This window comes from Clostridium sp. 1001283B150210_160208_E6 (assembly GCF_015669365.1).
In the GTDB taxonomy this organism is placed as follows: Bacteria; Bacillota; Clostridia; order Clostridiales; family Clostridiaceae; genus Clostridium; species Clostridium paraputrificum.
In genome coordinates this window covers 159,964-179,692 of the sequence record NZ_JADPAA010000008.1, presented here as the reverse complement: position 1 = coordinate 179,692, position 19,729 = coordinate 159,964, and the positions used below count along the sequence as shown (strand labels likewise).

Sequence of the window (19,729 nt, the reverse complement as noted above, 5' to 3'; positions counted from 1 at the left end):
TTGGCTCCGCGAAGAGGACTCGAACCTCCAGCCTATCGGTTAACAGCCGAGTGCTCCACCATTGAGCTATCGCGGAACGTCATTACATTAGATATTATATCAGCTTTATCTATAAATGCAACACTTTTTTTAAAATATTTCAAATATAGTAGTATTCGCGAAAAAAACAGAGCATTTTAAAGATAGAAAAGAAAAAGGAGTTAATCGAATTAACTCCTTTTTTATGTTAATTATTTGTTTGTGGTTTCATTGTTGGGAATAATAATACGTCTCTTATTGATGGTGCATCAGTTAAGAACATTATTAATCTATCAACACCAAATCCTAATCCACCAGTTGGAGGCATACCTGTTTCTAAAGCGCTCATGAATTCTTCATCAATCATATACGCCTCATCATCTCCAAGTTCTCTTTCTTTAGCTTGTTGTTCAAATCTTTCTCTTTGAACTATTGGATCATTTAATTCAGAATACGCATTACAGATTTCTCTTCCAAATACAAATCCCTCAAATCTTTCAGTAAACATTTCGTTCCCTCTCTTTTTCTTTGTAAGAGGTGAAATCTCTACTGGGTAATCCATAACAAATGTAGGTTGTATCATGTGTTGTTCAGCAAACTCTTCATAAAGAGCATTTAACACTTCACCCTTTGTTACAGTGTTTAATGGCTTAGGGAATTCTAAATGCTTTTCCTTTGCAATAGCTTGTGCCTCTTCATCAGATGCAATAGCATTAAAATCTATTCCTGCATATTCCTTAACAGCATCAACCATAGTTATTCTTCTCCATGGTGGCTTAAAGTCTATTTCTGTTCCTTGGTACATAACCTTAGTTGTACCATTTACTTTTTCGCAAACATATGCCGCTAAGTTTTCCATAATTTTCATCATATCATTATAATCAGAATAAGCTTCATATAACTCTATCATAGTAAATTCAGGGTTATGTCTTACAGACATACCTTCATTTCTAAAGTTCTTACCCATATCATAAACTTTTTCAAATCCACCAACAATAAGTCTCTTTAAATAAAGCTCAGTAGCAATTCTAAGATACATATCAATATCTAATGTATTATGATGTGTTATAAATGGTCTAGCTGCTGCCCCACCTGCTATAGGAGATAGTATTGGTGTTTCAACTTCTAAAAATCCTCTATTATCTAAGAACTCTCTTATTCCTCTTATAATTTGACTTCTCTTAATAAAAGTATCCTTTACTTCTGGGTTAGTTATAAGATCTACTTCTCTTTGTCTATATCTTAAATCTGGGTCTTTTAATCCATGCCACTTTTCTGGTAATGGCTTTAAAGACTTACAAATTAATTGAAAACTCTTAACTTTTATAGATATTTCTTCGGTTCTAGTTTTAAAAACTTCTCCTGTAGCCTCTACCATATCTCCTAAGTCAAATGTTTTATATGATTTTAACTGTTCTTCCCCAACTTCATCAATCTTAATGAATAATTGGATTTTTCCGTCTCTATCATGCACATCAGAGAAAACAACCTTTCCTTGTCCCCTCTTAGACATTATTCTACCTGCAACAGTAACTTCTTTACCTTCTAAATCTTCGAAGTTAGACTTTACTTGTTCTGATGTATGAGTTCTATCAACCTTATATACATCAAATGGGTCCTTTCCTTCACTCTTTAATTCAGCTAGTTTCTCTCTTCTTAATCTTTCTTGTTCACTGAACTGAGATTCTAATTCTTGAATATTCATTTCCTCAGTTGACATTTACATCCCTCCGTTATGCTCTTCTTATATCAAGTACCTCAAATTTTGAAACTCCATCTGGTACATTAACCTCTACAACATCCCCAACTTTTTTACCAATTAACCCTTTTCCAACTGGTGATTCATTAGATATCCTAAAGTTCATTGGATCTGCTTCAGCTGAACCAACTATAGTGTACTCAACTTCTTCATCAAAATCATAATCTTTTACCTTTACTATTGAACCCACAGAAACAGTATCTGTTGGTATTTCTGACTCATCAACAACTTCAGCATTCTTTAACATATTTTCTAGTTGAAGAATTCTTCCTTCTGTAAAAGCTTGCTCATTTTTAGCTTCATCATATTCAGAGTTTTCACTTAAGTCTCCATACCCTAAAGCCACTTTTATTTTTTCAGTTATTTCTTTTCTTTTTACTGCTTTTAAATATTCTAATTCATCTTCTAGCTTTTTTACACCTTCATACGTCATAAGAAATTTTTTAGTTTCACTCATATTATACTCCCCTTTATCAACCTGGCAGGTTGGTTTTATTAATTCCTAAAAGTATTTAACATATTATAAATCAGCCAATATAATATGTCAATAAATGATAATTAAGGGTATCCCACTCTTACCACTCAAGTTATATAATAACATTATATAACCTAATTGTTACGATTAATACCCGTATATTTAAACAATATCTGTTTAAATATTATATCATTTTATATAAATTTAATTCCTATTTTCTAAATTTATATTTTAATAACTAAATTTATGATAACTGATCTCTATATTTTCTTAATATTTCAATCACTTCTTCACTATTATCTAGTGTATTCATATGATTTTTTATATCCGTACAACCTGGCAGACCTTTAATATACCAAGACGCATGTTTTCTCATCTCTCTTACAGCCTTGTACTCTCCATCATATTTTATTGCAAGCTCATAATGTCTTAAGCACATTTCAACTCTATCCTTATGTGTGATTATTAAATCATCTTCACCTTTAAGCTTTCTTTCTATTTGCTTAAATATCCATGGATTTCCCATTGCACCTCTTGCAACAACGATTCCATCACAATTGGAAACTTCTTTTAACTTTAATGCATCTTCTGCTGTAAATACATCTCCATTTCCTAATACAGGTATAGAAACAGCATCTTTCACTTGTCTTATGATATCCCAATTAGCCTTTCCTTCATACATTTGTTTCTTGGTTCTTCCATGAACAGTTACTGAATCAACTCCAGCATCTTCTAACTTTTTAGCAAACTCCACTGCATTTATACATGTTTCATCGTAACCCATTCTAAATTTAGCCGTAACTGGTTTGTTAGATACTTTTTTCAAAGCTCTTATTATTTCAGCTGCTAATTCAGGTTCCTTCATCAAAGCTGACCCTTCACCATTTTTAGTTATTTTTGGCGCTGGACACCCCATATTTACGTCTATAATACAAATATCGTTTCTATTGTTAAAATATTTTTCAACAACCTCTGCCATTATCTCTGGATCTCTACCAAAAATTTGTGCAGCTACAGGCTTTTCCTCTTCTGCTATTCTTAAAAGGCTTTGTGTGTTTTCACTTCCATAGTGTAATGCTTTTGCACTAACCATTTCTGTTGTTACTAATCCACATCCCATTTCTTTGCATAATCCCCTAAAGGAAATATCAGTAACCCCGGCCATAGGTGCTAAAAATACATTGTTATCAAAGACCAGATTACTTATTTTCATCTTAATTACTCCTTGTTTTTATAATATAGTATTTTTAAACCTTCTAATGTTAAATCATCATCTACTTCATCTATTGCATCAGTTTCTTTAAATATTAACTTAGCCAAACCACCTGTTGCAATTACATATGGTTCCTCGCTATTTTTTCTCATCATTTCGTTTTTCATTTTAGACACTATATATTCAACTTGACCAATATAACCATATAATATACCTGCTTGCATACTAGAAATAGTATTTTTACAAATTAGTTGTTCTGGTAACTCCAACTCAACTCTAGGTAACTTAGCAGCTCTTTCAAACAAAGCATCAGATGATATCTTTATTCCTGGCACAATGCATCCGCCTAAGTAGTCTCCATTCCTTGTTAATGCACAAAAAGTTGTTGCAGTACCAAAGTCTATTATTATGACAGGTCTTTTATGTCTTTCACATGCTGCAACAGCATTTACTATTCTATCCGCCCCAACCTCTTTAGGATTATCATATTTAATATTTATTCCAGTTTTTATTCCAGGACCTACTATTATAGGCTCAATAGAAAAACACTTTCTTATCATATTCTCTAAAGAATGCATAATATTAGGAACAACTGATGATATAATTATTCCCTTAACTTCTTTTGCATCTAAATTATTTTGGGAAAATAATTGCATAACTTGTATTCCGTATTCATCCGATGTTTTATTAGGATCAGTTGAAATACGCCAACTTGCTATATACTCATTATCTTTATGTACACCAAGTACTATATTAGTGTTACCAACATCAACAAGTAAAATCATAAAAGCACCCCTTTAATATAATTAAAAGCAGCTATTAGAAGCTGCCTTTATTTCAGTAAAATAACTTAAATTTAACAATATAATTTTAGCAAGTCAACATAATTTGTCAAGTATATTAAAAGTCCATAAACATTACTTACCACTAGAATAACCCTACTATCTCTCCATTTTCTAATATATCCATTTTATTTGCAGCGGGAACCTTTGGCAAACCTGGCATTGTCATTACATCTCCTGTTAATACCACTATAAACCCTGCACCATTTGAAACTTTGACTTCCTTTACAGTTATATCAAACCCACTTGGTCTACCTAATAATGATGGATTATCTGATAAAGAGTATTGAGTTTTTGCCATACATATAGGAAGCTTATCTAATCCAAACTTCTCTAGTTCTTTTATTTGCCTCTTTGCTGCTACACTGTATTGAACCCCGTCTGCTCCATATATCTCTTTAGCTATTGTTAATACTTTTTCTTCTATACTTTTTTCAACATTGTATATTGGTTTAAAATTAGACTTTTCATTTTCCAGAACATCTTCTACTATATCAGCTAATTCTAAGCCACCTTCTCCTCCTTTTGCCCAAACATCAGAAAGAGCCACTTTAACACCAAGATTATTGCAATAATCTTTTATAAACTTAACTTCATCATCACTATCTGTTAAAAACCTATTTATAGCCACAACAACAGGAACATTATACTTCTTAATATTTTCAATTTGTTTTTCTAAATTAACTATTCCTTTTGATAAAGCCTCAACATTAGGTATACTTAATTCCTCTTTTGAAACTCCACCATGATGTTTTAAAGCTCTAATAGTAGCAACAACCACTACACAATTTGGATTTAACCCGCCATATCTACACTTTATATCTAAAAACTTTTCTGCACCTAGGTCTGCTCCAAATCCAGCCTCTGTAACAACTATATCACCAAGCTTTAATGCTAACTTAGTAGCTATAACTGAATTACATCCATGGGCAATGTTCGCAAAAGGCCCTCCATGTATTATAGCAGGAGTATTTTCTAAAGTTTGAACTAAGTTAGGTTTTATTGCATCCTTCATTAATAATGCCATAGCCCCTTCAACTTCTAATTGTTTAGCATAAACCGGATTTCCATCTAAATCATAAGCTACAACAATCTCACCCATTCTTTTCTTTAAGTCACTTAAATCAGAAGCTAAACAAAGAATCGCCATTATTTCTGATGCAACAGTTATCATAAACCCATCTTCTCTTACAAATCCGTTTACTTTACCGCCCATCCCCACAATTACATTTCTAAGCGCTCTATCATTCATATCCATAACTCTTTTAAAGACAATTCTTCTCGAATCAATTCTTAAAAGGTTTCCTTGATGTATGTGATTATCTATAGCTGCACATAATAAGTTATTTGTTGCTGTTATGGCATGCATATCTCCAGTAAAATGTAAATTTATATCCTCCATGGGAACAACTTGAGAATATCCCCCTCCAGCTGCTCCTCCTTTTATGCCAAAAACAGGACCTAAAGAAGGTTCTCTTAACGCAATAACTGCATTTCTCCCTTTTTTACACAACGCTTGACCAAGTCCCACTGTAACTGTGGACTTTCCTTCACCGGCTGGTGTTGGATTTATTGCTGTAACAAGTACTAATTTTCCCTCTTTAGATTTGTTATTATTTAATACATCTAATCCTATTTTACACTTATACTTACCATATAATTCTATATCATCTTCTGTTAAATTTAATTTTTGCGCAATTTTTATAATAGGTTCCATTTTAGCTTCTTGAGCTATTTGAATATCACTTTTCACTACTATTTTTCCTCCTTATTATAAAGTTCATATTAAGATTATACCATTGACTGTATTTTTTTGAAATATTTTTCGTACATTTAATCATTCCTTTGTATTATTGTTCGTCTTCACCCCTTGATTTTATGATTTTATATTGTTATTAAAAATTTAATTTTCGCATAATATAAAAAGTGCCGATAAACTCGACACTTTTTATTATGCTAAATTATCTGTTTTATTAGCATTATCAAATATTTTTAAGAATTCTTGACCTTCAAGCTTTTCTTTTTCTAATAAAGCACCTGCAACAGCATGAAGTTTTTCTATATTTTCTTTCAGTAAAGTTTCAGCTTTATTATAAGCTTCATCTATTAAAGATTTAATTTCCTTGTCAATTTTAGCTCCAATTTCTTCACTAAAATTTCTTCCTCTTCCTAGATCTCTACCCAAGAAAACTTCATTTTGGTCTGATCCATATGATATAGTACCAATCTTATCACTCATACCATATTCCATTACCATACTTCTTGCAATATCACTAGCTCTATCAATATCGTTTTTAGCTCCTGTACTTATATCTCCTAAAATTAGGTGTTCAGCTACTCTTCCACCTAACAACCCTACCATCTCATCTTTAAGTCTAGATTTTGATGTATAAGCTCTATCTTCTGTTGGAAGATGCATTGTATAACCACCAGCTCTACCTCTTGGTATTATAGATATTTCATGAACAGGGTCTGCATTAGGCAATAATCTCATGACAACAGCATGACCTGCCTCATGATAGGCAGTTAATTTTCTATCATGTTCACTTATAACTCTACTCTTCTTTTCAGGTCCAGCTATTACTCTTGTAATAGCTTCTTCCATCTCAAGCATTCCAATTTGCTTTTTACTTCTTCTTACAGATAGTAAAGCTGCTTCGTTTGAAAGATTTTCTAGGTCAGCCCCACTAAATCCTGGAGTTCTCTTTGCTAACACTTCAAGATTAACATCTTCGCTAAGAGGCTTCTTCTTTGTATGAACCTTTAAAATTTCTTCTCTTCCCTTTACATCCGGTGCTCCTACAACAATTTGTCTATCAAATCTTCCTGGTCTTAATAGAGCAGGATCTAGAATATCAGGTCTATTAGTTGCAGCTATCATTATTATTCCTTCATTAACTCCAAATCCATCCATTTCAACAAGTAACTGATTTAAAGTTTGTTCTCTTTCATCATGACCGCCACCTAATCCAGCACCTCTTTGTCTACCTACTGCATCAATTTCATCTATAAACACAATACATGGTGCATTCTTTTTAGCTTCTTGGAATAAATCTCTAACTCTAGAAGCTCCAACACCTACAAACATTTCAACAAAGTCAGAACCAGATATGCTAAAGAACGGAACTCCAGCTTCCCCAGCTATAGCTTTCGCTAATAATGTCTTACCTGTACCAGGAGGACCAACTAGTAGCACTCCTTTAGGAATTCTTGCTCCCATTTCTATATACTTAGCAGGAAGCTTTAAGAAATCAACGATTTCCTCTAATTCAGCTTTTTCTTCATCAGCCCCTGCAACATCCTTAAAAGTTACTTTTTTAGCATCAGGAGAGGCTATTTTAGCCCTACTTTTTCCAAAGTTCATTACTCCTCTTCCTCCGCCTCCACCTTGAGACTGTTGTGTAAATACAAATAAAAATACTAAAAACAGAACCACTAATAACACCACAGGTATTATACTTAACCACGCTACATTATTAGATGGAGCTTCATATTCAATTTTAACATCACTTCTTGGGCTATCTTTTAATAATGAGTTTATCATCTCATCTGGAGCATTCGTAGTAAATATCTTGTTATCTCGAGTTTTACCTTGAACTTGCATCTTATCTTGTCTTATTACTATACTCTCAATTTCGTTACTTTTCCACTTTTCTTGAAATAAGCTAAATGGAATGCTATCTGTTGTTCCTTTAGTTTGCCAAATAGTAAAAGCAGCAAATACCAGAACAAATAGTACTATTATCCATAAAGCTGAGCTTGAATTCTTTTTATTCGCCATTCAAAGCCCCCCTCTCTTCTAGTTATTTTAAATTTTAACATACGCTATTTTTTTATACAATTATATTTATATTCTATCTTTCATATACCTCTGGTTTTAATATTCCTATAAAAGGTAGATTTCTATACTTTTCTGCATAATCTATTCCATATCCAACTATGAATTCATCAGGGACTTCAAACCCAACATATTTCACATCAATATCTACTTTTCTTCTTGCTTCTTTATTTAATAATGTAGTTATGTTTATACTATTTGCCTTTCTAGCTTTCAAATACTTCAACAAATAATCTAATGTTACTCCACTATCAACTATATCCTCTACTATTAAAATATCTTTCCCTTCTATACTGTGGTCTAAATCTTTTAATATTCTAACAACACCTGATGTTTCAGTAGAGTTCCCATAACTAGATACAGCCATAAAATCAATTTCACATGGAACTGTAATATTCTTTATTAATTCAGCTGCATATAAGACTGATCCTTTTAACACACCAACTACTAATAAGTTCTTATCTTTATAATCGCGACTAATTCTATCTGCAAGTTCCTTTACCTTATCACTAATTTGTTCTTCACTAAATAGTATTTCTTTAACATCTTCCCTCATCCTCTTAATTCCTTTCCATTACAGTTATTTTTAGTAACTTTTTAGTTTCTTTTGTTACTTTATATTCATTAGATACCTTTAAACCTACTAACCAAGCAACCTCATCATCAAATTGAATAATAGGCACTACATCTCGTTGAGTCACCGAAACCTTACTATCTATAAATATATCTTTTATTTTCTTCCTACCATTCATTCCCAACGGGGTCATTTTATCTCCATTTTTTCTGGTTCTAATGATAATATTACCATTAATTTTATCATAATTAAAATACTTTATAAAACTATTATCTGCAAACTTTATATTTTTTACATTTTCTAAAACTTCAAACTTAATAGAATACGCTCCAAAACTAAATTCACTTTCTATATCCACTTTGTTAATTACTATCTCTTCGCAGTATTTATCTCCTTCACTTTCTACCTTTCTTATATAAATATCTCCATAAACATTCTCTGCATATAAACCGTTTGGTAAATCTACTCGTTTATTAGTTCCTAGCTGTAAAAGTTTTTTTACGCCAACAATATGCTTAGCTTCTATATTATACCCACTACCACTTATAATAGAAGTGGCCCTCCTAATAACCCTATTTATTATTACACTTTTACAATCAACAATATCACTTCTTATAATAATATAGTTTTTTTCAACTTTACAATACTTAAGAAAGAACTCATCTATAACGCTCTCTATTAACTCATTATCTTCTTTCAGAGTATCTGCCATCCTGTTTATAACTTTTACTACATCCGAATTAAAATTTTCTTTCATGTACGGAATTATATCTAATCTTATTTTATTTCTACTATAATCACGTTCCATATTACTTTTATCAATTCTTGGATTTAAATTATTTTTTTCGCAATACCATTCTATTTCTTCTCTTTGCAAAAACAAAATTGGTCTTATATATATACTATCTCTCTTCACCGGAATTCCTGTTAATCCTTCTAATCCAGTGCCTCTCATAATTCTCATAAATATAGTTTCAACTTGATCATTTGCATTATGAGCAGTAGCAATTTTATTAGAATTAGTTTTCTTCATAACTTCTCTAAAAAATTCATATCTAGCTTCTCTACCTGCAGTTTCAGTTGACATTCTTTGTTCTTTCGCAAATTCATTTATATTTATTCTCTTGGAGTAAACTTCTATACCTCTCTCCATACAAAAGTTATTTACATACTTTTCATCTTCATTAGCCTCTTCTCCTCTTAGCATGTGATTAATATGAGCTACAACCAGCTCTATCTCCAGCTGACTTTTTAGCCTATATAATACTTCTAATAAGCATATAGAATCAGGCCCTCCTGACACCCCCACAACAACCTTTTCTTTTTCTTGTAGCAATTCATTTTCCAATATATATTCTAATACTCGTTTCTCCATCTTCATCAATTAATACCTCTTTAAAAAATACTATACCTACTATTTTACCTTTATATTCAAAAAATTAAAATAGCAGACCTTATCAGTCCGCTATTTAACCCTTAAAAATTAGTACATAGAATATACCTTAGACACAACCACAGTCATATCATCATTACATATACCACCGCTTAATTCTTTAGACTTATTTATAATATCTTCAGCCAACTGTTTAGGGTCTTTTGATGCACCTTCTAGAAACTCTTTCATCCAACTATATACACCAACATTTTTCTTATCTATATCCAAAACACCATCACTTAATGTAATAATTAGATCTCCATTACTTACATTAGTTCTAACTTCATCTAAGTCCATACTATCTAACAACCCAAAAGGCGGCATATTACTTTCTACAACTTCAACAGAATTATTACGTTTTATAAAACTTGCCACTGCACCAATCTTTACGAAGTCTACCTTTCCAGAATATAGATCCACAACATTCAAGTCTAGTGTAGAAAATTTTTCGTCCTCATCAAATTTTAAAGCAACTATAGAATTAATCATTTCAACTGCTGTTTCTTTAGACAATCCAGCCTCTAAGAATTGTTCTACCAAGGAAACAGTTGTATTACTTTCTCTTCCAGCATCAGGCCCTGAACCCATACCATCGCTTAGTATAGTTACATATGATCCACCTACGCTTTTTCCAAAGCTATAAGAATCTCCGCTATATTCTTCTCCATCTTTGGATTTTACAGCACCATATGACCTTACAAAAAACTTAGGCATTTCTTCAAATATCACACTGCATTCATTGTCTTTAGGATTTATACAACACCCTTCTCCCGATATAGTCATAGGTTTTCTCATCACATTAGTTATTATAGGCAAAATCTTTTTATAGCAATACTTACTACCACAACAATTGTTCATAGTAATCTTAATTTTACTTCTTCCATCAACATCTCGATAACAAAATACTTTTTTATATTCAATAGAAACTTTACCGAAGGCCTTCTTAATTAACTTTTTTATCTCATAATCAACTTCCACTTCTTTATTAAGATCTAACAAAACCTTATCAACAGACTTAGACATATTATCAATATGAGAAGCTATCATCATTCTACCTTCTTCCAACTTCCCCTTTAAAGCCTCTTCGCCCTTGGAATTATCAATAATCTTTTCCGCTCCCTTTATTAACTCAAACTTCTTTTTACACTTTTTCTCTAAAGCTCCTGGAAAACTCATCTTTTTTCCTTCACAGTTTTCCAATAAGGTTTGAAAAGAGTTAAATGTAGAAGTAAATTCACGATTCCAACATATTTCCCTTCTCACACATCCAGCACAAACCCTATCTACCAAATTTTCTGTTAGTTCTGTACCCTTCTTGTTAAAAACAAGATTAGTATTTCCCCTAGGTACCTTAAGAGCATCCGATACAGAATTAAATACAATTTTCACTTGCTTTACCTTATTAAATATTTCTTCCCTAATTTCATCTAATGCCACACTATTTATGCTATCAGTTTTTCTATCACAATTTAACTCTAATTCAACTTTATCATACACTCTTTTAGGGATAGCAATATAAATCATTCCCGAAATTATCACTTCAACTACTGATGCTATATATAAATTATCAGAATATAGCGCTAGAGCTATATACATAATAAAATATGCTAAAAATGAAAACATTCTCCCAGTATCCTTAAACACCCCAGCTATTAATCCTATGGAGCTATACATTGCTACACCTAGTATCATATCTCCGGAACTTAATCCAACTATAACACCTATTGTTACACCCATAGCTGCACCATAAGTTCCTCCACCAGCATAGGCTATAACCAAAACCAATAAATATGATATTATATTTCTTACTTCAATGTTTAATATACTCACATTTCCTATACCAGAAATTATCAAACATATAAGTATCCCAGCACTAATCACTTCTTCTATTGTAAATAAATAATTATCTTTAAACTCTTCCAAACACTTAATCCCATACCTAAGAACAAATGATATAGGAACTACAATTATAGTATTTATCAACGCTAATGTTATGTTAACTCCTAATGTATACTTATTTATAAAAAAGCCACAAAAAACAAACCCTATAAATGCAGCTATAAAAAACTGAGTATCTTTAATTCTTTTCTCTAACATATAGCTTGTTATATATACAAATAGAACCACAGCTGATACTACTACATTTGTATATCTGTCCCCTACACTATTTAATATAGTCATATACCCCATAACAACTCCAACACTAGCTATTAAATACTTCTTTATATCTTTTAAAGTTCCTATGGATATTAAAAACGCTATACCAAATGGAGCCATTCCACTTATGTCCCCTCTATTTAAAAGCAACGTAACTCTACTAATTAAAATTGATGCTAATAATATAGTCAGATAACTTAAAATGTTTTCTCTTTCATTTACCAAAACGCTTTTCTTATCATTAACCCTCTTATAATTTTCCACCTTTAGTCCATACTGCATAAGTCACCTCTCCTTATTTACATAAATTGTAAATAAATTATATCACCATCCACCTTTCGATATATGTCACTTATTGGTTCTAATTTTATTTTTTCGTAGGACATTTACCTTTATTATTCTTACTTTTCTTTTTTTTATCTCCAATTTACTTAATTTATTAATCTAGACTTATTTATCAATTTTTCTTATTAAACAAGTCTATACCTTATCCCTAAAGGATTATACGGTTTTTTAAATTTTGTCATTAATAAAACATCTTTGTATTTTATTGATAGAAGTTGATAGGAATATTTTTATTCCCATTTTCATAGAATTAATCTTTATATGATAAATCACAATATAGTTTAACTATTATGAATTTAACCCTATCTTAAAATTTCTAATATAAAAAAAAAAGACCTAAGAATATCTTAGATCTTTTTGGTGCCGAAGACCGGAATCGAACCGGTACGGTGTTTAACCACCGCAGGATTTTAAGTCCTGTGCGTCTGCCAGTTCCGCCACTTCGGCACACTTGGTAGCGGAAATAGGACTTGAACCTACGACCCTTCGGGTATGAACCGAATGCTCTAGCCAACTGAGCTATTCCGCCACGTTATGGTTGCGGGGGCAGGACTTGAACCTACGACCTTCGGGTTATGAGCCCGACGAGCTACCAACTGCTCCACCCCGCGATATTATATTATGAAAGATTGGTGCCGAAGACCGGAATCGAACCGGTACGGTGTTTAACCACCGCAGGATTTTAAGTCCTGTGCGTCTGCCAGTTCCGCCACTTCGGCTTAGCTTTCATATGCCGTTCTCAACGACAAGACTTATTATAAAGCATGATTAATATACTGTCAACATCTTTTTACATTCTTTTTTTTATTATTTAATTAAATAATAAAAACAAGCACCCTACCTAAATTAGAGCGCTTGTTTTATTAATTTATATTAATTATATAAACAATATCTTACGATCTATTTTTACTATTCTTACCTTTGAACTCTTGATGTTTTTTTACATCTTGCATTTTTTCTTCGCTATCTTTTAAAAACTTTGATATCTTATCTTCAAAATTTGCAGCATTAGGCTTGCTTGATTTATCAGTTCCCCAATCAAATTCAGCAGGTCTAACTGACTTCTTTTGAACATTAGCTTGCTTTATTGATAAACTAATTTTTCCGTTATCATCAATGGAAATAACTTTAACTTTAACTTTATCTTGTTCATTTAAATGTTGTCTAATATCCTTTACAAATGAGTCTGCTACTTCAGATATATGAACTAATCCAGTTTTTCCTTCTACCTCCACAAAGGCTCCAAAATTTGTGATGTTTACCACTGTTCCTTCTAATATGTTTCCTGTCGCCAAGGTCATGTTTATAAGACTCCTCCTTAAATATAAATAAATAATGTATGTTATTAATATAATAACCTAATTTTGAGAATTTGAGTCAGCTTTCTTTTGTTGTTCTACAGAGGTTTCACCTTTCTTTATCATATTAAGTCTTTCCCTCGCCAACTGCTCTAGATACTCATTAGACTGTGCTTTATCATGCTCCTCTTGCAGTCTCTCTTGTTTATTCTTTAAAGACTCCAATTGAGCTTCCTTTGCAACTCTCTCTTTTTCAATTCTTCTCATAGCTTTTTCTTGCCTAACAAAACTAAAAAGGAAAACTGCAACAAGCACTACTAATATTAAGTTTTTTATAGTTAACCTCCTTTTCATCCATAGCACCTCATTCAAATTCTATAAATATATTGTAATCACTATAGTTACTTTATTCAAGTAGTTTTTCTATAGTTATTTATTTTTATTTCCCATTTTTGACATAAATATCTTGAATGGATAAATAAAGTTCTTAGCACTCACTCTTAATGATTTTGAGAATTTTCTTCCTATGGTTCTCTCTGTTTTTAATATATGGGGACTTATGAACTTGATATAAAATGCAATTGCTATTCCAATAAACACATATACATATGGACCTAGAAAAGCATAATTTGTATATAATAAAAAAGTAAATACTACTAATGCACATAATGCCCAAAATAATAAGTCTTCCACAACTACTATTACTTTTGGAATCTTATAACCTCTTATTAATCTATATGCATCAAAAAGTATTCCTGTCAAAACACCAGCTAGCAAACTGTATATTACTATATCAACTTGAACATTTAACTGTAACGGCATAATTCCTACTTAAAAATCTTTTTAATTATACTTTCTTTACTCTTCTTACCATCTTTACCGCTATAAATCATAGATGATATGTATCCTATAATAATCACATCTCCATTTTGAACATCAAGCTTATTCATTTTTAACCCCTCACCTTTAATAGCAAGATTCCCCAATATAGTATTTAAAGATATTTTTTCATCATCAAAGTTAACTACTTCCAACACTCCTGATAATGTAAGTTTTTTTCTATCCTCTAAAGATAAAGAACTTTTTCTTTCTTCTTCCATACACTTCTCCTCCTAAACATTCTAATAAAATATATGAATAAGAAAAGTTCTTTATTCTAATTTACTACTCTTTATCTTCTTCTCCTTCTATAATTATGTACATATCTTTTGCTACTTCCTTCTTTACATGTTGAGCTATGTTTATTATCTTTGCTTTTAATACTTTATTTGCAAAACTTATTTCTATTATGTCATCTTCTTTTACATCTGTAGATGGCTTAGCAACCTTACCATTAATAGTAACTCTTCCACTTTCACAAGCTTCTTTTGCAACTGTTCTTCTTTTTATTATTCTTGATACTTTAAGATATTTATCTAATCTCACTATTAATTTCTCCTTTTTTTATTCTAAAAGAACCCGAGAAATCTCGGGTTCTTATTAATTACTTATTAACTTTTTCTTTGAATTCTTTACCAGCCTTAAATACAGGAACTGTTGATGCTGCTATTTTTATAACTTCTTTAGTTCTTGGGTTTCTTCCTTCTCTAGCTGCTCTTTCTCTAGTTTCGAAAGTACCAAATCCAACTAATTGAACCTTTTCTCCCTTTTCTAAAGCTTCTTCAACGCTTTCTATGAAAGCCTTTAAAGCAACTTCAGCATCCTTCTTAGTTAATTTTGACTTTTCAGCCATGCTAGCGATTAATTCTGATTTATTCACGATTACATCCTCCTTAAAATACAGTTACTATTTCTAACTGCTCTTATGTACTATACTTACATTACCTTATTATATAACCTCTTTTTTAACTCGTCTATACATTTTTTGTATTTTCTGTATAGTTAGCCAAATGATACATAACTGTATGCTTATACGTGGTATAGCACTAATAAACTATATTATTCTCCACAAATATATAAATTCCTTCTCTGATAGGTTATTTTTCTAGTTTTTTTGCCTCTTCCCATAACTTATCCATATCTTCTAATGTCATTTCTTCTAATTTTATATTCATGGATTTTGCCTTTGTTTCGATATAATTAAATCTTCGAATAAATTTATCACTTGTTAAATTTAAAGCTTCTTCACTATCCACTTTTAAAAACCTACTTACATTTACACAAGCAAAAATCAAATCTCCAACTTCTTCTACTATTTTTGCCTTATTTTCACCATTATATACTTCAATTAATTCATTTATCTCTTCTCTTACTTTTTTTATAGCTTCTTCTACTTCATCCCAGTCAAATCCTACTTTACTTGCCTTCCTTTGTATCTTTTCAGCTCTTATTAATGCTGGAAGTGCTTTTGCTATACCTTCTAAATCTTCTGTTACACTTTCAATGCTCTTTTCTTTCTTTTTAAGCTCTTCCCATTCTAATAAAACTTCACTTGATGTACTCATATGGCTATCCCCAAATACATGTGGATGTCTATATACCATCTTGTTACAAATACCCTCTACTATATCATTGAAGTTAAAATATCCATCTTCTTTTCCTATTGCTGAGTGAAAAACAACTTGTAGTAATACATCACCAAGTTCCTCGATTAAAGCATTATCATCTTCCTTATTTATTGCATCAGCCACTTCATAACTTTCTTCTATAATAGCTTTTTTTATAGTCTCATGAGTTTGCTCCCTATCCCATGGGCAACCATCCTCGCCCCTTAATGTATCTATTACCTGAATTAAATCATATATATCCTTTTTATTATTCAAATCCTTAGGAATATATACCGATGTTAAATAATCTATGTCCTCTTGCATATCTAACTCGTATAAAGGTATCTTTCTTATGCTTTCTTCTCCCTCTATACCTGCTGCCCTACAATATATAATTTCAGTCTCATCATCATAGTATTCTGTTAATGCTAGTTTAACTTCTGAAGCTATCAATTGATTGTATACCTGAGTTATTATTGTTCCTATTCTCTTATCTAGAACTTGATTCTTTATATCAAATGCATCTATAACCTTTAATCCATTTATAGGATCTATCTTTAATCTATCCATCATTGCATCTATGAAACTAACAGCTGGTAAGATAGTATATTCAATTGATGCTTTCTCACATAACTCAATCAAGTTAAACACTGATTTTTCAGCCACTAAAGGATGTCCTGGAACTGCATAAACCAGCTCTCCAGTTTTATTGTATTCTTCTATTATACTTTCTGAAATTCTTTTATACACTTCATCAAAGCTTTCTGAACTTTCATAAAAATAATCACAAGTTTTAAAATTAATTCCTTGTTCTTTTATATATTCTACTGTAGGATGCTTCTCTGTTCTAAAATATACATTATCACTTTTTCTAATAGCATCTACAGCCCCTATAGTCAATGCTTCTGGTGCTCCAGGCCCTAATCCAACTATCTTGATCATTAGATTCTCTCCTTTTTATATATTATTAAGCTTTCTTTCTTATCCTATTTCTTACATCATCCACACTAAATACTCTTAGCGCAAATATACCTATGCCATATATTATAGCACCTAAAGATATAGATAGTAAGCATGATATACTATTACTCAATGTATTTCTATATAAAAAGTTATATGTTAATATTACTACTACAATCATTAAACTAGCAGCATATCCTGGCTTTATAAAATTATTATACAGTTCTATATTACTTCCAAGCTTAACCTTCATGGTAATCAAGTTAAGTACCGTAGACACTATATAAGCTCCTATAGATGCAATTACAGCTCCATATATATTTAACTCTGGAATAGCCACTAAAACTACTGTTAATATTACTTTTACAATACATCCAATAAATAAATTTATTACAGGAAGAATATATGATCCAACTCCTTGTAATATGGACGTAGTTGTTTGAGTTACTATGATAAATGGTATAGATATAGATAAGTATTTTAGAATATCTACCCCATCAAATCTTCCAGGAAATATAAACTTCATTATAGGCTCTGCCATAAAGAAAAGTCCAAAAAAACACGGTACTGCTATAACTGATGAAAGTTTCAATGATAAATTAATCTTATTTCTTACTTCTCCTTGTTTTCTTAAAAAATAGCACTCTGCAATTATAGGAATTAAAGATGTACAAAGAGCCATAGATAAAGTTAGTGGAATATTTACGATAACAGATGCTTTACCTGTTAATTGTCCATATAATATAGTTGCTTGTTGACTGGAAAATCCCGCACTATTCAACCTTTGTGGTACTAGTATAGAATCAATTAAACTCATTATAGAGCCAACAGTAGCCCCTAGCGAGATTGGTATAGCCATTTTTAATATTCTATTTAACACCTCAGGGTTGCTTTTTATCTTTTTTATTCCATAACTCTTTTTAACTCGCATATATTTAAAACCTAAATAAATACTTCCTATAAGCCCTCCAGCAGCTGCTCCAAATGCTGCTCCACCTGCTGAGTATTCAATACCTCTTGGTCTTAATACTATTGCTAGCCCAACTCCAACTATAACTCTACCAATTTGCTCTAAAATTTGAGATATTGCTGATGGAGTCATATTTTGCAAACCTTGAAAATAACCTCTAAATACAGTCATAATAGAAATTATGAATGGTGCAAATGAAATTCCTATAAGTGAATAATATGCTTCTGGTCTCCATTCTAAAATACTCATAATTGGACGTGCAAAAAGAAATAATATAAAGGATGTGCCTGTCCCAAGAATAAGCATAAGCATAGATGATTCTTTTACTATTTCAAATCCACCCTTAACATCTCCAACTGCATTTCTTTCAGATATTAGTTTAGACATAGCTATAGGAACACCTGATGCCATTGCAACAAAAAACATATATAACGGATACGATAATTGGTAATATCCTATCCCTTCATCTCCAATTAACATAACTAATGGCCATCTAAAAAATAGCCCTAAGAACCTTGTTAATATTCCAGCTATACCTAATATAAGGCTACCTTTTATTAAAGATTGTTTTTTCATAAAATACCTCCAAACTTTACATGGTACTAATTATTTTTATTTCAAGCTTAGAGGTATTATTACTGTTTATTTACATTATTTTTATTCAGGATATAAAAAGATTACTGTTCCATTTGCTTTCCAAGGAACGCAGAAGCAGTTTCTGCTAACTTTATTTCTAATTCGCCTAATTTTTCTCCCGCTTGCTTAGATAATATGACTACAGCACCTATAGCATCTCCTTCTGCTATTATAGGAGAAATAACTTGTGAAACATATTTTTCTTCTGCTCCATCATCATCATTATGTAATGGAATTATTTTATCTCCTCCTTCTCCAAGAAGAACTGTTTTTCTATCATCCATTATCTTTTCTAACTCATTGCTTATTTTTCTTTCTATGTAATCTTTCTTTGGCCCACCACTAGCAGATATGAAAGCATCCTTATCAGATATTAAAACGATATGTCCTATAGCTTGTTGTAAGCTTTCTGCATATTCCTTTGAGAAATCTGTTAATTCTCCAATTGGAGAATATTTCTTTAATATTACTCCACCTTCTCTATCTGTAAATATCTCTAATGGATCCCCTTCTCTAATTCTTAAAGTTCTTCTTATTTCTTTTGGTATAACAACTCTACCTAAATCATCAATACGTCTTACAATTCCTGTAGCTTTCATTATTAAAATTGACCTCCTTAAAAAACTAATTAATTTGTAGCACTATTATTATTTGACTTCTTAGAAATTTTATTCACATATAGCCAATATTTATATAAATAAAAAAAAGTAGGGATTAATTTCC

18 protein-coding genes and 5 tRNA genes are annotated in these 19,729 nt (G+C 31.3%); all 23 read right to left on the bottom strand.

The window, feature by feature from the left end; translation table 11 throughout:
* Position 1 precedes the first annotated feature (1 nt).
* Positions 2-76, bottom strand: a tRNA-Asn gene (locus I4V16_RS10590).
* 150 nt (positions 77-226) lie between these two features.
* Positions 227-1,738 (bottom strand): lysine--tRNA ligase, encoded by a 1,512-nt coding sequence (lysS, locus tag I4V16_RS10585; protein ID WP_195966679.1) that lies wholly within the window; start codon positions 1,736-1,738, stop codon positions 227-229.
* A 13-nt stretch (positions 1,739-1,751) separates the two neighbouring features.
* On the bottom strand, positions 1,752-2,234 hold the full coding sequence (gene greA / locus I4V16_RS10580; protein WP_027098493.1) for a transcription elongation factor GreA: 483 nt from the start codon (positions 2,232-2,234) through the stop codon (positions 1,752-1,754).
* 262 nt (positions 2,235-2,496) lie between these two features.
* A complete protein-coding gene (gene dusB / locus I4V16_RS10575) occupies positions 2,497-3,465 on the bottom strand; it encodes a tRNA dihydrouridine synthase DusB (protein ID WP_195542269.1) in 969 nt (322 codons plus the stop codon).
* A 5-nt stretch (positions 3,466-3,470) separates the two neighbouring features.
* The gene (locus tag I4V16_RS10570) at positions 3,471-4,250 is read right to left on the bottom strand and encodes a type III pantothenate kinase (protein ID WP_195572879.1); all 780 of its coding nucleotides are present in this window, start codon (positions 4,248-4,250) and stop codon (positions 3,471-3,473) included.
* Positions 4,251-4,392: 142 nt separating this feature from the next.
* Positions 4,393-6,060, bottom strand: a complete 1,668-nt coding sequence (locus tag I4V16_RS10565; RefSeq protein WP_195542268.1) for a formate--tetrahydrofolate ligase — start codon at positions 6,058-6,060, stop codon at positions 4,393-4,395.
* A 198-nt stretch (positions 6,061-6,258) separates the two neighbouring features.
* The gene (ftsH, locus tag I4V16_RS10560; protein WP_049178889.1) at positions 6,259-8,088 is read right to left on the bottom strand and encodes an ATP-dependent zinc metalloprotease FtsH; all 1,830 of its coding nucleotides are present in this window, start codon (positions 8,086-8,088) and stop codon (positions 6,259-6,261) included.
* A 73-nt stretch (positions 8,089-8,161) separates the two neighbouring features.
* The gene (gene hpt / locus I4V16_RS10555; RefSeq protein ID WP_049178890.1) at positions 8,162-8,701 is read right to left on the bottom strand and encodes a hypoxanthine phosphoribosyltransferase; all 540 of its coding nucleotides are present in this window, start codon (positions 8,699-8,701) and stop codon (positions 8,162-8,164) included.
* 4 nt (positions 8,702-8,705) lie between these two features.
* Positions 8,706-10,100, bottom strand: a complete 1,395-nt coding sequence (tilS, locus tag I4V16_RS10550) for a tRNA lysidine(34) synthetase TilS (protein ID WP_318552309.1) — start codon at positions 10,098-10,100, stop codon at positions 8,706-8,708.
* 102 nt (positions 10,101-10,202) lie between these two features.
* Positions 10,203-12,593, bottom strand: a complete 2,391-nt coding sequence (spoIIE, locus tag I4V16_RS10545) for a stage II sporulation protein E (RefSeq protein ID WP_049178891.1) — start codon at positions 12,591-12,593, stop codon at positions 10,203-10,205.
* 421 nt (positions 12,594-13,014) lie between these two features.
* Positions 13,015-13,103 (bottom strand) — tRNA-Leu (locus I4V16_RS10540).
* A 5-nt stretch (positions 13,104-13,108) separates the two neighbouring features.
* Positions 13,109-13,185, bottom strand: a tRNA-Met gene (locus I4V16_RS10535).
* A 6-nt stretch (positions 13,186-13,191) separates the two neighbouring features.
* A tRNA-Met gene (locus I4V16_RS10530) sits at positions 13,192-13,267 on the bottom strand.
* Positions 13,268-13,286: 19 nt separating this feature from the next.
* Positions 13,287-13,375, bottom strand: a tRNA-Leu gene (locus I4V16_RS10525).
* 174 nt (positions 13,376-13,549) lie between these two features.
* On the bottom strand, positions 13,550-13,957 hold the full coding sequence (locus I4V16_RS10520; protein ID WP_049178184.1) for a S1 domain-containing RNA-binding protein: 408 nt from the start codon (positions 13,955-13,957) through the stop codon (positions 13,550-13,552).
* 57 nt (positions 13,958-14,014) lie between these two features.
* Positions 14,015-14,308 (bottom strand): septum formation initiator family protein, encoded by a 294-nt coding sequence (locus I4V16_RS10515; RefSeq protein ID WP_049178183.1) that lies wholly within the window; start codon positions 14,306-14,308, stop codon positions 14,015-14,017.
* A 75-nt stretch (positions 14,309-14,383) separates the two neighbouring features.
* On the bottom strand, positions 14,384-14,776 hold the full coding sequence (yabQ, locus tag I4V16_RS10510) for a spore cortex biosynthesis protein YabQ (protein ID WP_049178182.1): 393 nt from the start codon (positions 14,774-14,776) through the stop codon (positions 14,384-14,386).
* 5 nt (positions 14,777-14,781) lie between these two features.
* Positions 14,782-15,054, bottom strand: coding sequence for a sporulation protein YabP (gene yabP / locus I4V16_RS10505; protein WP_049178181.1), 273 nt, complete (start codon positions 15,052-15,054; stop codon positions 14,782-14,784).
* Between the two features lie 64 nt (positions 15,055-15,118).
* Complete coding sequence (locus tag I4V16_RS10500; RefSeq protein WP_027098505.1) at positions 15,119-15,379, bottom strand: RNA-binding S4 domain-containing protein; 261 nt, start codon at positions 15,377-15,379, stop codon at positions 15,119-15,121.
* Positions 15,380-15,437: 58 nt separating this feature from the next.
* Complete coding sequence (locus I4V16_RS10495; RefSeq protein ID WP_027098506.1) at positions 15,438-15,713, bottom strand: HU family DNA-binding protein; 276 nt, start codon at positions 15,711-15,713, stop codon at positions 15,438-15,440.
* A 217-nt stretch (positions 15,714-15,930) separates the two neighbouring features.
* Positions 15,931-17,382, bottom strand: a complete 1,452-nt coding sequence (mazG, locus tag I4V16_RS10490; protein WP_049178180.1) for a nucleoside triphosphate pyrophosphohydrolase — start codon at positions 17,380-17,382, stop codon at positions 15,931-15,933.
* A 25-nt stretch (positions 17,383-17,407) separates the two neighbouring features.
* On the bottom strand, positions 17,408-18,946 hold the full coding sequence (locus tag I4V16_RS10485) for a polysaccharide biosynthesis protein (protein ID WP_195966678.1): 1,539 nt from the start codon (positions 18,944-18,946) through the stop codon (positions 17,408-17,410).
* Positions 18,947-19,047: 101 nt separating this feature from the next.
* Positions 19,048-19,605 (bottom strand): stage V sporulation protein T, encoded by a 558-nt coding sequence (gene spoVT / locus I4V16_RS10480; protein WP_027098509.1) that lies wholly within the window; start codon positions 19,603-19,605, stop codon positions 19,048-19,050.
* Between the last annotated feature and the right edge of the window lie 124 nt (positions 19,606-19,729).

Bases quoted from the DNA above. Each gene is read 5' to 3' on its own strand.
- lysS (WP_195966679.1), bottom strand. From the start codon at position 1,738: ATGTCAACTGAGGAAATGAATATTCAAGAATTAGAATCTCAGTTCAGT.
- greA (WP_027098493.1), bottom strand. From the start codon at position 2,234: ATGAGTGAAACTAAAAAATTTCTTATGACGTATGAAGGTGTAAAAAAG.
- dusB (WP_195542269.1), bottom strand. From the start codon at position 3,465: ATGAAAATAAGTAATCTGGTCTTTGATAACAATGTATTTTTAGCACCT.
- I4V16_RS10570 (WP_195572879.1), bottom strand. From the start codon at position 4,250: ATGATTTTACTTGTTGATGTTGGTAACACTAATATAGTACTTGGTGTA.
- ftsH (WP_049178889.1), bottom strand. From the start codon at position 8,088: ATGGCGAATAAAAAGAATTCAAGCTCAGCTTTATGGATAATAGTACTA.
- hpt (WP_049178890.1), bottom strand. From the start codon at position 8,701: ATGAGGGAAGATGTTAAAGAAATACTATTTAGTGAAGAACAAATTAGT.
- tilS (WP_318552309.1), bottom strand. From the start codon at position 10,100: ATGAAGATGGAGAAACGAGTATTAGAATATATATTGGAAAATGAATTG.
- spoIIE (WP_049178891.1), bottom strand. From the start codon at position 12,593: ATGCAGTATGGACTAAAGGTGGAAAATTATAAGAGGGTTAATGATAAG.
- I4V16_RS10520 (WP_049178184.1), bottom strand. From the start codon at position 13,957: ATGACCTTGGCGACAGGAAACATATTAGAAGGAACAGTGGTAAACATC.
- I4V16_RS10515 (WP_049178183.1), bottom strand. From the start codon at position 14,308: ATGAAAAGGAGGTTAACTATAAAAAACTTAATATTAGTAGTGCTTGTT.
- yabQ (WP_049178182.1), bottom strand. From the start codon at position 14,776: ATGCCGTTACAGTTAAATGTTCAAGTTGATATAGTAATATACAGTTTG.
- yabP (WP_049178181.1), bottom strand. From the start codon at position 15,054: ATGGAAGAAGAAAGAAAAAGTTCTTTATCTTTAGAGGATAGAAAAAAA.
- mazG (WP_049178180.1), bottom strand. From the start codon at position 17,382: ATGATCAAGATAGTTGGATTAGGGCCTGGAGCACCAGAAGCATTGACT.
- I4V16_RS10485 (WP_195966678.1), bottom strand. From the start codon at position 18,946: ATGAAAAAACAATCTTTAATAAAAGGTAGCCTTATATTAGGTATAGCT.
- spoVT (WP_027098509.1), bottom strand. From the start codon at position 19,605: ATGAAAGCTACAGGAATTGTAAGACGTATTGATGATTTAGGTAGAGTT.